13 protein-coding genes are annotated in these 14,338 nt (G+C 73.6%); 9 read left to right on the top strand and 4 right to left on the bottom strand.

Annotation, left to right across the window (positions count from 1 at the left end; genetic code table 11):
* Positions 1-4: 4 nt before the first annotated feature.
* Positions 5-2,191 (bottom strand): prolyl oligopeptidase family serine peptidase, encoded by a 2,187-nt coding sequence (locus tag AB0G35_RS05115; RefSeq protein ID WP_360943884.1) that lies wholly within the window; start codon positions 2,189-2,191, stop codon positions 5-7.
* Positions 2,192-2,396: 205 nt separating this feature from the next.
* On the opposite strand from AB0G35_RS05115, the gene AB0G35_RS05120 reads away from it, so the two are divergent.
* The 7 genes from AB0G35_RS05120 (at position 2,397) to AB0G35_RS05150 (ending at position 8,964) form a co-directional block, all read left to right on the top strand.
* Positions 2,397-3,221 (top strand): HipA family kinase, encoded by an 825-nt coding sequence (locus AB0G35_RS05120; RefSeq protein WP_360943887.1) that lies wholly within the window; start codon positions 2,397-2,399, stop codon positions 3,219-3,221.
* Positions 3,182-3,613: a DUF3037 domain-containing protein gene (locus AB0G35_RS05125; protein WP_360943889.1), complete on the top strand. Its 432-nt coding sequence runs from the start codon at positions 3,182-3,184 to the stop codon at positions 3,611-3,613. The genes AB0G35_RS05120 and AB0G35_RS05125 overlap by 40 nt, the downstream gene beginning before the upstream one ends.
* Before the next feature lie 351 nt (positions 3,614-3,964).
* Positions 3,965-4,726 (top strand): 3-oxoacyl-ACP reductase FabG, encoded by a 762-nt coding sequence (gene fabG / locus AB0G35_RS05130; RefSeq protein ID WP_360943892.1) that lies wholly within the window; start codon positions 3,965-3,967, stop codon positions 4,724-4,726.
* A gap of 42 nt (positions 4,727-4,768) precedes the next feature.
* Positions 4,769-5,539 carry an SDR family oxidoreductase gene (locus AB0G35_RS05135; RefSeq protein ID WP_360943895.1) on the top strand — a complete coding sequence of 257 codons (771 nt, stop codon included), beginning with the start codon at positions 4,769-4,771 and terminating at the stop codon, positions 5,537-5,539.
* Positions 5,540-5,839: 300 nt separating this feature from the next.
* A complete protein-coding gene (locus AB0G35_RS05140) occupies positions 5,840-6,805 on the top strand; it encodes an aldo/keto reductase (RefSeq protein WP_360943898.1) in 966 nt (321 codons plus the stop codon).
* A 485-nt stretch (positions 6,806-7,290) separates the two neighbouring features.
* Positions 7,291-7,959, top strand: a complete 669-nt coding sequence (locus tag AB0G35_RS05145) for a uracil-DNA glycosylase (protein ID WP_360944583.1) — start codon at positions 7,291-7,293, stop codon at positions 7,957-7,959.
* 411 nt (positions 7,960-8,370) lie between these two features.
* The gene (locus AB0G35_RS05150; protein WP_360943901.1) at positions 8,371-8,964 is read left to right on the top strand and encodes a hypothetical protein; all 594 of its coding nucleotides are present in this window, start codon (positions 8,371-8,373) and stop codon (positions 8,962-8,964) included.
* Here the strand turns inward: AB0G35_RS05150 and AB0G35_RS05155 are convergent.
* Positions 8,961-9,668 carry a TetR/AcrR family transcriptional regulator gene (locus AB0G35_RS05155; protein ID WP_360943904.1) on the bottom strand — a complete coding sequence of 236 codons (708 nt, stop codon included), beginning with the start codon at positions 9,666-9,668 and terminating at the stop codon, positions 8,961-8,963. The two genes, AB0G35_RS05150 and AB0G35_RS05155, sit on opposite strands and share 4 nt — an antisense overlap.
* Before the next feature lie 126 nt (positions 9,669-9,794).
* Here AB0G35_RS05155 and AB0G35_RS05160 point away from each other — a divergent pair, with 126 nt between their 5' ends.
* Complete coding sequence (locus tag AB0G35_RS05160) at positions 9,795-11,183, top strand: FAD-dependent monooxygenase (RefSeq protein WP_360943907.1); 1,389 nt, start codon at positions 9,795-9,797, stop codon at positions 11,181-11,183.
* Positions 11,180-12,088, top strand: coding sequence for a Gfo/Idh/MocA family oxidoreductase (locus AB0G35_RS05165; protein ID WP_360943910.1), 909 nt, complete (start codon positions 11,180-11,182; stop codon positions 12,086-12,088). Before AB0G35_RS05160 ends, AB0G35_RS05165 begins: the two co-directional genes overlap by 4 nt.
* Here the strand turns inward: AB0G35_RS05165 and lnt are convergent.
* Together lnt and AB0G35_RS05175 are read right to left on the bottom strand one after the other, a co-directional pair.
* On the bottom strand, positions 12,057-13,664 hold the full coding sequence (gene lnt, locus AB0G35_RS05170; RefSeq protein ID WP_360943913.1) for an apolipoprotein N-acyltransferase: 1,608 nt from the start codon (positions 13,662-13,664) through the stop codon (positions 12,057-12,059). The two genes, AB0G35_RS05165 and lnt, sit on opposite strands and share 32 nt — an antisense overlap.
* 169 nt (positions 13,665-13,833) lie before the next feature.
* Positions 13,834-14,316, bottom strand: a complete 483-nt coding sequence (locus tag AB0G35_RS05175; protein WP_360943916.1) for a nuclear transport factor 2 family protein — start codon at positions 14,314-14,316, stop codon at positions 13,834-13,836.
* Positions 14,317-14,338: the final 22 nt, after the last annotated feature.

Below are 14,338 nucleotides of genomic sequence, written 5' to 3' on the forward strand. Positions count from 1 at the left end.
TGCGTCACACTCCGACGGCCGACAGCGCGTCCCGCAGGAAGTCCCGCTGGAAGTGCAGCAGCTGCTCGTTGACCGCGTCGTCGGCCGGCATGTGGGTGGCTCCCGGCAGCGGCAGCACGCTGTGCGGCCGGCCCGCCGCGAGCAGCTCGGCCGAGAAGCGCAGGGTGTGCGCGGCCGCCACGTTGTCGTCCGCGAGCCCGTGGACGAGCAGCAGCGGACGTGTCAGCAGATGACCGTGCCCGGCCAGGGAGGAGCGCACATAGGCGTCCGGACGCTCTTCCGGGTGGCCCAGGAACCGCTCCTTCCAGTGGGTGTCGTACAGCCGCTGGTCGGTGGGCGGGGCGCCGGCCACCGCCGCGTGGAACACATCGGGGCGGTGCAGCACCGCGGCGGCCGCCAGGAACCCGCCGAACGACCAGCCGCGGATCGCCACCCGAGACAGGTCCAGGTCCCGGTACCGCGCCGCGGCCGCCCGTACCGCGTCCACCTGGTCCTCCAGCGCCGGTCCGAGCTGGTCGCCGTGCACCGCCTTCTCCCAGGCGGGCCCCCTCCCCGGCGTGCCTCGCCCGTCGGCCACCAATACGGCGAAGCCCTGCTCGGCGAACCACTGCGACACACAGGTGAACCAGTCGCGGGCCCGCCCCACCGTCTGGATCCCCGGCCCGCCGTACGGATCGAGCAGGACCGGCAGCCGGCCCGCGCCCTCCCTGTGCCACGACGGCAGGTAGAGGGCGGCGCGCAACTCCCGCTCCCCCAGGGTGAGAAAGACCGGCCGAGGGGTGATCGCCGGCGTCTCGGCGAGCGAGGTGAGGGGCGTCGCGGGCCGGCCGTCGCGCACCACACCCACCTCGTCGCCGTGTGGGTTCTGCCCCTCGACGACCACGGTGCCGCCCCGCCCGGTGCCCGTGAACCGGCCCGGCCCCCGGCTCAGCCGCCGGTTGCCGCGTCCGGGCTCATGGCACCACACATGGGTCTCCAACGGGTCCTCGCTCGCCGTGAAGAGCACCCGTTCCCCCTCGACCCCCACTACGGTGCGCAGTTGCAGCCCTTCCGGCGTGACCCGCCGGCCCCCGACGGCCAGATAGCGGGTGCCGCCGTCGTCCTCGGGGAGCACCCACGCGCCGGACGCGGTACGGGCCGGGGTGCCCGGTATGAGCTCCACCCAGGCCGGATCGGTCCGCTCGTGCCGCACCTCGGTGGCCCCGGTCGCCGGGTCGACCGCGAGCAGCCGGACCGTGCGCTGATCACGGCTCTGCACGGCCAGGAACGGGCCGTGCGCGTCCCAGCCGGCCTCGGTGAGGTACTCGTACGCCGTGCGGTCCCAGACGACCTCCACGCGCGTGCCGTCCAGAGCGACGAGGTGCACGGTGACGTCCGCGTTGGCGGTCCCGGCGGAGGGGTACCGGATCGTCCGCGGCGGCCTGGCCGGATCCGCGGGGTCGGCGAGGTAGCGCCGTGCCACCCGGCTCGTGTCGACCCGCGCCACCAGGAGACGGCGGCTGTCCGGGGCCCACCAGTAGCCGCGCAGCCGGCCCATGGATTCGGCGGCCACGTATTCGGCGAGTCCGTAGGAGACCTCGGGACCCTCCGCGCGGGCCAGCTGCCGGTCCTCCCCGTCCGGGGTGACGACGTGCAGGGAGCGGCCGCTCACATAGGCGATGGAGCGCCCGTCGGGGGAGGGGCGGGGGTCGATCACCGGCCCGGCGGCCGGGACGGGGAATGGCGCGCCCCCGTCCGTCCGCACCGCCCACAGCGCACCGGACAGCGCGAACGCCACCAGCCGCGCGGCGTCGTCGGCCGCATAGGAGACCACCCCGGTCGAGCGCTCACGGGCACGCTCCCGGCGCAGTCGCTCCTCCTCGGGGAGCGATTCGGCCGTGTCCCCTACGAGGAGCGCCGGGTCGGCCAGCACCCGTTCCGCACCGTCCTCGTACTGCCAGAGCCGGCCCACCGGGTCGGTGCCCGAACCCGTACGGACGAAGAGCACCCGGCGGCCGTCCGGGGAGACGGTGAAATGCCGGGGCACCCCCAGGGAGAAGCGGCGGGTGCGCGCGAACTGTCGTGGAAAGGCTGCTGAGTTGGCGGAATCGGTGGGGTTGGCGGGGTGCGCGGGGTGCGCGGGGTCGTGGGGGTGCGCGGGGCCGGCGGTGCCGGTCTCCATGATGCTGTCGTCCAGGGGGCGGTCGTCCACGATGCTGTCCTCCAGTGTGTGTGCTGCACTCTCATCCCGGGATGCCGCCGGGGCGTTCCACAAGCGGTTCTGCGCGGTATTCCGCCGAGGCATTCCGAGGCGGTCTCCGGGGCTTTCTGACGGAATCCGCGCAGCACGGAGCACCGGTACCGGACCGGGCGGAAAAGGAAGAACGCGTGGCGGAACGCTGCCGTAGCCTGTGGGGATGTTGACCGAAGTCATGGCGACCCGCTATGTCACGCCGTTGCGTGAGGGTGGATCGCTCCCGGGAATCGTCGAGGCCGACGATCTCGGAACTTATATCATGAAGTTCACCGGTGCGGGGCAGGGACGGAAAACCCTCGTCGCCGAGGTGCTCTGTGGGCAGTTGGGCCGTCGGCTCGGGCTGCGGGTACCGGATCTGGTCCGGATGCAGCTCGACCCCGTCATCGGCCTCAGCGAGCCCGACCAGGAGGTCCAGGAGCTGCTGAAGGCCAGCGGCGGGCTCAATCTCGGCATGGATTACCTCCCCGGATCGCTGGGATTCGATCCGCTCGCGTTCGAGGTGAGTGCACGGGAGGCGGGCCGGGTGGTCTGGTTCGACGCGCTGATCAACAATGTCGACCGGTCCTGGCGCAATCCCAATCTGCTGGTCTGGCACGGCGAACTCTGGCTGATCGACCACGGCGCCGCGATGATCTGGCACCACAACTGGCCGACCGCCGAAAAGGCCGCGGCCCGGCCGTACAACGCGTCCGACCATGTGCTCGCCACGTTCGGTCCGGACCTCGCGGCGGCGGCCGAGGAATTCGCGCCGCAGATCACCGAGGAACTGCTGACCGAGATCGCGGCGGACGTGCCGGACGAATGGCTCGTCGGCGAGCCCGGATTCGACTCGCCGGACGTCCTGCGCCAGGCCTATGTGAAGACGCTGCTGGCGCGCGCCCGTACGATCAGCGATCGGATCACCGTCGGGGAGCCCACCAAGGACAAGCCCTCGCAGGCGCCGGCATGGCTGGCCGGGAAGTTGCCTCGGAGGGCAGTGAAGTGACCGGTCTGCACAACGGACGCGATGTTTTCGAGTACGCCCTGCTGAAGGTCGTGCCCCGGGTGGAGCGCGGCGAGATGATCAATGCCGGTGTGGTGGTGTACTGCCGTGCCCGGCGCTTCGTCGAGGCCCGCACCCATCTGGACGAGGCCCGGCTGCTGGCCCTGGATCCGACGGTCGACGTCGAGGGGGTGCGCGCCGCCCTCGGCGCAGTGGAAGGGATCTGCGCGGGCGGCGAACGGGCCGGACAGGCCGCGGCGGACGACGCGGGGCGCCGGTTCCGCTGGCTGATCGCCCCGCGCAGCACCATCGTCCAGCCCGGCCCGGTGCACACCGGGCTGACCGCCGATCCCGCCACCGAGGCGGAGCGGCTGCTGGACCTCCTGGTGCGCTGATATTCGGTTATCAGATTTCGGACTCTCGATTCTGGATTCTGGATTCTGCGTGCAGCCGGTCCTCGCCGCTGCACGCGCGGATTCGGCAGGCACCTGCATTCCGCCGACAACCGGTTGCGTCCACCAGGGCGCCCGGCCCGTTTTCCGGGCCGGGCGCCCTTTCCTTCTTCCGTCCGGTTTGCGCTCCTCCACCGGGGCGGTGCAGGTGAGCTCTGCAACGGCGCGGTGGTGGGGCGTTGACAGCGCGTGGCCGGGCTTCTAGCGTCAGCCCTGCTCAGGCTACTAAGCGGTTGCTCACCCACGGGATCGGTGCGGACCGCTTGTCGAGGTTTCGAGGTGAGGAGAACCCGCATGTCCACCACCGAGCAGCGCGTCGCCATCGTGACCGGCGCGGCCCGCGGTATCGGCGCGGCCACCGCCGTACGCCTGGCCGCCGAGGGTCGTGCCGTCGCCGTACTCGACCTCGACGAGGCGGCCTGCAAGGACACCGTCGAGAAGATCACCGCGGCGGGCGGCAAGGCCGTCGCGGTCGGCTGTGACGTCTCGGACGGTGAGCAGGTCGAGGCGGCGGTGGCCCGGGTCGCCTCCGAGCTCGGCGCGCCGACCATCCTGGTCAACAACGCCGGTGTGCTGCGCGACAACCTGCTGTTCAAGATGAGCGAGAGCGACTGGGACACGGTCATGAACGTGCACCTCCGGGGCGCGTTCCTGATGTCGCGCGCCTGCCAGAAGCACATGGTGGACGCCAAGTTCGGCCGGGTCGTCAACCTCTCCTCCAGTTCGGCGCTGGGCAACCGCGGCCAGGTCAACTACTCGGCCGCGAAGGCCGGTCTGCAGGGCTTCACCAAGACCCTCGCGATCGAGCTCGGCAAGTTCGGTGTGACCGCCAATGCCGTCGCCCCGGGTTTCATCGTCACCGACATGACCGCCGCCACCGCCGAGCGCGTCGGCATGGGTTTCGAGGATTTCCAGGCCGCGGCCGCCACCCAGATCCCGGTCCAGCGCGTCGGCCGGCCCGAGGACATCGCCAACGCGATCGCCTTCTTCACCGGCGACGCGGCGGGGTTTGTTTCCGGCCAGGTCCTGTACGTCGCCGGCGGCCCGCTCAACTGACCGCCCACCGACCACAGGAGTACAGGACCAGGAGTAAAGGACATGACCGAGCAGGCAAGCGGGCTCCCGGAGCCCTCCGGCAAGGTGGCGCTGGTGACCGGCGCCAGCCGCGGTATCGGCTACGGCATCGCGGAGGCGCTGGTCGCCCGCGGTGACCGGGTCGTCATCACCGGGCGCAACGAGGACGCCCTCAAGGAGGCCGTCGAGAAGCTGGGCGCGGAACGGGTGCTCGGCGTCGCGGGCAAGGCGCACGACGAGGCCCACCAGGCCGTGGCCGTCGAGCGGGCGATGGAGACCTTCGGCCGGGTCGACTACCTCGTCAACAACGCCGGTACCAACCCGGTGTTCGGCCCCATCGCCGACCTCGACCTCGGCGTCGCCCGCAAGGTGTTCGAGACCAACGTCATCTCGGCGCTCGGCCTCGCACAGCGCACCTGGCACGCGTGGCAGAAGGAGAACGGCGGCGCGATCGTCAACATCGCGTCGATCGCCGGGCTCAGCGCCTCGCCGTTCATCGGCGCGTACGGCATCAGCAAGGCCGCGATGATCAACCTGACGCAGCAACTGGCGCATGAGTTCGCGCCGTTGGTGCGGGTCAACTCCATCGCGCCCGCCGTGATCAAGACCAAGTTCGCGGCCGCGCTCTACGAGGACCGCGAGGAGGAGGCGGCGGCCGCGTATCCGATGGCGCGGCTCGGTGTCCCTGAGGACATCGGCGGGGCGGCGGCCTTCCTGCTGTCCGACGCGGCGGGCTGGATCACCGGCCAGACGCTGGTCGTGGACGGCGGGTTGTTCCTCAACGCGGGGGCGTGAGCAGACATCGCCCATCGGGGCGGCGTGGGCGTGCTCCGACCTGGTCGGTGGGGGTGTGAGCGCGCTCCGGTCTGATCGCGTCGGGCTGAGGGGGCTCGGCCGGACGGCGCGCGGCCGGCCGAGCCCTTGGCGGACCTGGTCGGCAGGCCCTGGCCGGGCCTGTATCGGTGAACGCTGGGTGAGCCCGGGCCGCTGAGCCCCGGGGCTTGCGTTGGTGTGCGCTCCAAGAGGCAGAGTCCGTGGTGCCGGTCCCCGAGGGGCCGGCACCACTTGCGTGAGCGGACCGCCGGGAGACATGCCATGCACCACCGCACGCTCGGGAGCGGCCACGGGCCCCGGATCAGCGCCGTCTGTCTGGGCACGCGGCCGTTCGGCACCACGGTCGACGAACCGACCGCGTTCGCGATCCTCGACCGCTTCGCGGAGGCCGGCGGTACGTTCGTCGACACCGCGAACCACTACGCCTGCTGGGTGCCGGGCGCCACCGGCGACGAGAGTGAGCTGCTGCTCGGCCGCTGGCTGCGCAGCCGGCGGGCGGCCGGCCGTACGGTCGTGGCCACTACGGTCGGCGCCCGGCCCGATCCCGCCCACGGAGGGCGGTGGCCCGCCAATACGGAGGGCCTGGGCGCCTCAGCCGTACGAGCCGCCATGGAGGGCAGCCTGCGCCGCCTGGGTCTCGACCGGGTGGACCTGTATTACGCCCACACCGAGGACCGCGGCGTTCCGCTGGAGGAGACCGTGGAGGCGCTGGCCGGTCTGGTGCGGGACGGCACGGTGGACGTCCTCGGGGCCGCCCACCACCGGACCTGGCGGCTCGCCGAGGCCCGTCTCCTGGCAGCCGGTCGCGGTCTGCCCGGCTTCCAGGCCGTACAGCAGCGGTACACGTATCTGCGGCCGCGCCGGGGGCTGCCGCCGGACCACCAGGTGGAGACCGACGAGGAACTGCTCGACTACGCGGCGGCGCACCCCGGCCTGACGCTGCTCGCCCACGGGACGCTGATGGGCGGGGCGTACGCGCGCCAGGACCGCCCGCTGCCCGAGCGCTACGACCACCCCGGGTCGGTGGTGCGGCTGCGCGTACTGGCGGAGGTCGCGGCGGAGTGCGGCGCCACGGTGAACCAGGTGGTGCTGGCCTGGCTCATGGGCGGCCAGCAGCCGGTCGTGCCCGTAGTGGGAGTGACCTCGCCGGCCCAGCTGGACGAGTGCCTGGCGGCCTTGGACCTCCACCTGGATCCGGTGCAGAGGGCTCGGCTGGATACGGCGTGAGGGGCTAGGGGGTGAGGGGGGAGGGCTCAGGGGCTGAGGAGTTGGGTGGGGTGGGGCGTTGGGGGCCGGCAGGGGGCGGGCTGCAGACGGGCTGGGGCTGGGCGGGGGTGGAGGTGACGGGGTGGAGGTGGTGGGGGGGAGGTGGCGGGGTGGGGTGGGGGCTCCGGTGGTCGTTGCGGAAGTGGCCCCATCCCCCCACCCCCGAACCCACCCCCCGCCCCCTCCCCCGAAGGGGGAGGAGGGGGAGGGGGCGGGGGAAGTCCGCCAAGGCCCGGCGGGGGCCGTCCCCGTCCCCGCCCCGTCCCCGCCCCGTCCCCGCCCCGGCTCCGACCCCGGCCCCGACCCCGACCCCGGTCCCCGCCCCGGCCCCGGCCCCGGCCCCGGCGGGAAGGAAATGGCCCGTCGGTGGTGTTGTCAGTGGTCGCCGGTAGGTTCTGTGAGTGAGAACGCAACGCACACCGGAGGTTGTTGACGTGGTGACCGACATGCTGCCCGAGTCCTGGCGCGGGGTACTCGGCGAGGAGTTGGCGAAGCCCTATTTCAAGGAGCTCACCGACTTCGTCGAGCAGGAGCGGGCCCAGGGCCCGGTCTATCCGCCCCGCGAGCAGGTCTTCGCGGCGCTGGAGGCGACGCCTTACGACCAAGTGAAGGTGCTCATTCTCGGCCAGGACCCGTATCACGGCGCGGGCCAGGGTCACGGCCTGTGCTTCTCCGTGCAGCCCGGGATCAAGACGCCGCCGTCGCTGCGGAACATCTACAAGGAGATGAAGGAAGAGCTGGGCCACCCCATTCCGGACAACGGTTATCTGATGCCCTGGGCCCAGCAGGGCGTACTGCTGCTGAACGCCGTCCTGACGGTCCGCGAGGCGGAGGCCAATTCGCACAAGGGCAAGGGGTGGGAGAAGGTCACCGACGCGGTGATCCGGGCGGTGGCGGCCCGGCCCGACCCGGCGGTGTTCGTGCTGTGGGGGAATTACGCCAAGAAGAAGCTGCCGCTGATCGACCAGGACCGGCATGTCGTGGTGCAGGGTGCGCATCCCTCCCCGCTGTCGGCGAAGAAGTTCTTCGGCTCCCGCCCGTTCACCCAGATCAACGCCGCGATCGCCGCGCAGGGCCACGCCCCGATCGACTGGCGCATCCCGGACCTGGGCTGAGCAGCCGGCCGGGAGGCGTACAGCCCGCTCTCGTAGGGGGCTGTCGCAGGACCGGGAGCGCAGCCCCCTCTCGTACGGCTGTCACACGGCTGGGAGTGCAGCCCGCCCTCGAAGGCTGCGCCCGGCCCTGCCCGGCCCGGCCCTGCCCGGCCCCGCCCGGCCCGGACCGTGGCGCGCTCCCGTAAGGCTGGCGCCTGGCCGCCCCGTAAGGCTGGCGCCCGGCCGGAGCGTGGCGCGCTCCCGTAAGGCTGCCGCCCGGCCGCCCCGTAAGGCTGGCGCCCGGCCGGACCGTGGCGCGCGCTCTCGTCATGCCGCCGCCCGGCCGGGACCGTGGCCCGCTCTCGTACGGCTGCCACCCGGTGCGTCGCGCACACCGAGCGAAGCTCCCCGGTGGCGGTTAGCGTCGAGGAAATGTCAGCGGCGGTGAGTGGATACGGGGAGTGCGCGGTGGTGGAGGAGCGGCGGGCGGCGAGGCCCGAGGACGGCGTTCTGACCCGGATCGGCCAGGCGATCATGCTGCATCGGGCCGGCGACCGCGAAGAGGCGCGCAACCGCCTCTCCGCACTGTGGCACGAGATCGGGCCGCAGGGCGACGCCTTCCACCGCTGCGCTCTCGCGCACTACATGGCCGACACCCAGGACGACCCGCAGGACGAGCTGGACTGGGACCTCCGGGCCCTGGAAGAGGCCGAGGGCTTCGTCACCGAGCGGCGCGAGGGCCCCGGGCCCGCCGCGGGTGAGCCCGGTGTGGCCGCCGCGCCGGGGGCGGGCCCCGGCACCCGCCAGCACCCCCTCGTCGCGCTGCGGGCGTTCTTCCCCTCGCTGCATCTCAACATCGCGGCCGACTATGCGGCCCTCGACCGGCCGGCCGACGCCCGGGCCCAGCTGCTGCGGGCCCGGGCATCGGTCAATGCGCTCGCCGACGGCGAATACCGCCAGGGGCTGCGGGACGCGATCGATCGTCTGGAGCTCCAGCTCGGCGGGACCGCCGGCCGTACCCCTTAGCGTCCCGGGGCCTGGCGGTGCAGCATTCCGGTCAGGAGTTCCGTGCAGGAAGCGCGTAGCTCGGCGCGGGTGGGGGTGGCGGTGTGGAACTGCCCGGCGGTGCAGGAGAACAGCACACCGTCGCACCAGGCCACCATCGTGAGCGTATGCCGTTCGGGCGCGGGGGAACCGGCTGCTGCCAGCATCGCCGCCATCGGTTCGCGGAAGGCCCGCCCCGCCCGGTCGTAGATCTCCCGCAGCGCGGGCCTGCGGGTGGCTTCCAGAGCGATTTCGTAGCGGGCGAGGAGCAGCTCCCGGTGCCGGGAGAGGTAGTGGTGCAGCGCGAGTGAGAGAGCGTCCGCGAGCGCCTCGGGGCCGGTGTCCCGCCCGTCGGCACCAGGGCTCGCCGCCTCCGGGGCCGTGGTGTGCGCCGGGCGGCCGGCCGGCATTTCCGTCGGGGTGAGGACCGCGGCCTCCCGCTCGGCCAGCCGCCGTACCGCCGTCTCCAGCAGGGCCTCCCGGGTCCGCGCGAGGTTCGAGGTGGAGCCCAACGGCAGACCGGCCGCCTCGTCGACGGCCCGATGGGTCAGGCCCCGCATCCCGCGTTCGGCGAGCAGTGCAAGTGCCGCGTCCGCGATCAGTCGAGGGCGGCCGGAGGGGGAGGGCGTGGGTGTGGGGGCGGTCGGGGCCGGGCGGGCCGGGCGGCGGCGGTCACGGGCGGTCATGTGGCTGAGCCTAGCGGGCTCACTACGGACGTAGTCCCGATTGCTCACTACAGGTGTAGTCTCGGTGGTGCGGCGGTAACTACACTTGTAGTCAAGCGATCCGCCCCGGACGGACTGGGAGACGAGATGACACGGCAGCGCACCGCGCTGGTGATCGGTGGTGGGATCGGCGGGCTCACCGCTGCGGTGGCCCTGGAGCGCCGGGGGTGGTCGGTCACCGTCCTTGAGCGGGCCGCCTCGCTGGAGCCGGTCGGGGCGGGCATCGCGCTGGCGCCCAACGCCCTGCGCGCACTGGACACGATCGAGGTGGGTGACGCGGTGCGGGCGATGGCTCAGTGGCAGGGGGCCGGGGAGTTCCGGCTGCCCGGCGGCCGTCGGCTGGCCCGTACGGACAACGCCGCGGCCGTCCGGCGCTTCGGCGGGCCGGTGGTGGTCGCCCACCGCGCCGAGATCGTCGATCTGCTCGCCGCCCGGCTGCCCGACGGGGCGGTCCGTACCGGTGCCACGGCCACCCTCGTCGACCCGGGCGACCCCCGCCCGGGCGGCCGCCCGGCGCGGGTCCGCATCCACACGGGCCGGTACCGCGACACCGATACCGCCACCGCCACCGACACCAACACCGAGACCCGCACTCGGCCCGACACCCCCACCCGCACTCACACCCACACCCTCACGCCCACCCGCCGCACCCACACCGCCCCCGACACCGCCCCCACCCCCCACCTGGAACTCTCCGCCGACCTCGTAGTCGCCGCCGACGGCATCCACTCCCTCCTGCGCCGTGAGCTCTTCCCCGGTCACCCCGCGCCCCGGTACGCCGGGTTCACCGCCTGGCGGTTCGTCGTTCCGGCGCCCGACGGGGTGGGCACAGTGGCGCACGAGACCTGGGGGCGCGCCAGTCTGTGGGGCACCGTGCCGCTGACCGGCGGGCGGATCTATGCGTACGCCACCGCGGCCGTGCCCGCCGGGGGCCGGGCCGTCGACGACGAGCGGGCCGAACTCCTGCGGCGCTTCGGGGCCTGGCACCACCCCGTGCCGGCGCTGCTCGACGCCGTCGGCCCGGCCGAGGTGCTGCGCAACGACGTGTACACCGCGGCCGCCCCGCCGCCCGCCTTCCACCACGGAAGGGTCGCCCTGCTCGGTGACGCCGTCCATCCGATGACGCCCAACCTGGGGCAGGGCGGGTGCCAGGCCGTCGAGGACGCCGTCGTGCTGGCGTACGAGGCCGGGCCGGACGCCGATCTGGGCGCCGCGCTCGCCGCGTACACCCGGCAGCGGTTGCCGCGCACCATGGAGGTGGTGCGCCGGGCCGAGCGGATCGGCCGGCTCACCACCTGGCGGTCCGGGCCCGCGCGGGCACTGCGCGCCGGGCTGATGGCCGCCACCGCCCGTCTGGCCCCCCATCTCGCGCTGCGCGCCCTCGACGGCATCGCCGACTGGCGGCCGCCGGCCGGCACGTATGCTGCCGGGGCACGGGGCACCGGGACCGCGGCACGACGCGAGGAGCAAGAGTGAAGATCGGCTGCATCGGACTCGGCGACATAGCGCAGAAGGCGTACCTGCCCGTACTGGGCGGCCTTCCGGGGACCGAACTCCATCTGCACACCCGCACCGCGGCCACCCTCCAACGGGTCGGCGCGGCCCACCGGCTGACCGGCGACCGGCTGCACGCGGATCTGGACTCGCTGCTCGCCGTCGGCCTGGACGCCGCGTTCGTGCATGCGGCCACCGCCGCCCACCCGGAGCTGGTCACCCGGCTGATCGAGGCCGGTGTGCCGACCTACGTCGACAAGCCGCTCTCCTACGAACTCGCCGAGTCCCGGCGGCTCGTGGCGCTGGCCGAGGACCGGGGCGTGGGCCTGACCGTCGGCTTCAACCGCCGGTTCGCGCCCGCCTACGCGCAGTGCCGGGAGCACGCCCGCGATCTGATCCTGATGCACAAGAACCGGGTCGGGCTGCCCGAGGACCCGCGCACGCTGGTGCTGGACGACTTCATCCACGTCGTCGACACCCTGCGGTTCCTGGTGCCGGGCGAGCCGGACCACATCGACGTCCGGGCCAGGATCCGGGACGGTCTGATGCACCACGTGGTGCTGCAGCTGTCCGGCGACGGGTTCACCGCCATCGGCACCATGAACCGCCTCAGCGGCTCGGCGGAGGAGGTCCTGGACGTCTCCGGGCAGGACTCCCGGCGGCAGGTCGTGAACCTCGCCGAGATCATCGACCACAAGGGGCAGCCGACGATCCGGCGGCGCGGCGACTGGGTGCCGGTCGCGCGCCAGCGCGGCATCGAGCAGATCGTCCTGGCGTTCCTGGACGACGTACGGGCCGGCCGGCAGCCGTCCGCCCGGGACGCGCTGCGCACCCATGAACTGTGCGAGCGCGTCATCACCGACGCGGTCGAGCAGGCCGCTCGCTGAGCCGGCCCGGGCGCGCCGCCCGGCCGCCGGGCTCGGGTGATCGCGGGGTCCGGCCGCCGGGCCGCCTTGAGTGCAGCCGCCGGCCCCCGGCCCACGCGCCGGCGAGTACCAGCGCGCCCACCGCCCCGTACGGCACCCAGTCGCCGAACCGGGCGTACGGGCTGGTGCCGGCGGCCAGCGGCAGGTCGTAGACGGCGGCCGCGCTGCGGTCGGTGCCGAGCGTGCCGCCGATCCGCTCACCGCGGGGGCCGTACACCGCACTGACGCCGGTGAGCGTGGCGTGCACCATCGGCCGCCAGGTCTCCGCGGCCCGCAGGGCGCCCAGGGAGGCGTGCTGCCCGGGCGCCCAGCTGTCCTGGAACGTGGACGTCGAGGACTGCGCGACGATCACCTGCGCCCCGCCGCGCACCAGCCGTCGGCTGAGGTCGGGAAAGGCGGTCTCGAAGCAGACCAGCGGCCCGATCCGCAGCCCGCCGGCCGTGGCGACCGGCATCACCACCTGGTGGGTGCCGCGTATCCGGTCGGTGGTGGCCGCCTTGCCCACCTTCGTCGCCCAGCCCAGGACGGACCGGAACGGTATGTACTCGCCGAACGGCACCAGCCGTCTCTTGGCGTAGCGGTCGCCGGTCGGGCCGTGCGGGCCGATCAGTACCGCGCTCTTGTAGATGCCCGGCCGGCCGGCGCGCCGCGAGTCGGCGTTGACCAGCAGGTCGGCGCCGGTCTCCCGGGACAGTGCGGCGAGCCGTGCGGCGAGCGCCGGGCGGTCCGCCGGGTCCTGGTACATGCTGCTCTCGCCCCAGACGACCAGGTGCACCCCGCGGCCGGCCAGCGACCGGGTGAGCGCCTCGCTGCGGGCCAGCCGCTGGGTCGGGGTGCCGTCCGGGCCCGGCTGGACGACCGCGATCCGTACCGTGCCGGCCGGGCGGGGGGCCGGCGCCACGCACCACGCGCCGCCGCCCGCCAGTGCGCACACCAGCAGACCGGCGACCGCGGGCCGCCGTGCGGAGCGGCGGGCGATCAGCTCGGCCAGCGCCGTGTTCACCACCACGATCAGGAAGCTCAGCAGCCAGACCCCGCCGATCGACGCCAGCCGCAGGGCCGGCGCGACCTGCCACTGGCTGGCGCCCAGCAGGCCCCAGGGGCCGCCCAGGTACTCCCAGGAGCGGACGAGTTCCACCATCAGCCAGCCGGACGGCACCAGCACCAGAGCGGCAGCCGCTCTCCCGGCGCGCGGTGTGCCGCCCAGCAGGGCCCGTACCAGCAGCCCCCAGGGCGCCCAGAGCGCACCGAGCAGCAGGGCGAGGACGAGGATGAAGACGTGCAGGCTCGGCAGCAGCCAGTGGTGCACCGCCAGCATGAAACCGGCGCCGCCCAGCCAGCCGTCCAGCGCCGCCCGCCGGGGCGTCGGCGCGGTCCGCACCAGCAGCAGCCACGGCACCAGGGCGACGTACGCCAGCCACCACCACGACGGGGCGGGGAAGGTGAGGGCCGGCAGCGCCCCGGCGAGCGCGGCGGTCGCTCCCCGGCCCCAGGCGGAGCCGAGCCACCGTGCCCGGGGGCCGAGCGGTCTGTCCATGCGGTCTCCACGGTCTGCCTGGGTGCCGGTGCGTCCGTCCGGCCGGGCGCGCGGACCGGCCGGACGCTCAGTGTGCGCGGGTGATGCGATCAAGGAAAGGGGGCCTCGCCCGGGGACGCGGACCCTCGCCGGGACGGCCGAGGCGCCCGCGGCCGCGGACCGCCGGGGGTCAGTCGCTCGGCTGCCGCACCTCCCGCCATTTCTCCCGTACGACGACTCCGGTCAGCCGCCAGCCGTCCGGGGTGCGGCGGGCGGTGAAGTCGTAGCGGCCGGCGCAGGTGTAGTTGGGGGCGGTGGGTCCGCCGTCGGCGTCGGTCGCCGGGCCGGCCAGCCGCATGGGGTTGAGGTAGTCGGCCCGGACGGTGGCCGTGTCGCCCGGTGCGCCGTCCTGTGAGGACAGGGTGATCAGGCGGTTGACGATCAGGTGCTGGCGGATCTCGAAGAGCCGCAGCATCTCGGCCAGCCATGCGGCGACCTCCTCGGCGCTGCCCTCGATGCCGCCCGCCGAGCGGTAGTCGACCCGTGCGTCCGGGGCGAAGAGGGCCAGGTAGCCGGGCCAGTCGCCGTCGTCCACGGCGAGCGCGTAGCCGGTGACCAGGTCGTCCAGGGCGAGCCGGTCCATGACGATGGAGTGTTCCGCGCGCTGCGTCATCTCCTCAGTTTTCGGTATGCGG

Origin of the sequence: Streptomyces sp. NPDC021749 (assembly GCF_040640655.1) — a bacterium.
Lineage (GTDB): Bacteria > Actinomycetota > Actinomycetes > Streptomycetales > Streptomycetaceae > Streptomyces.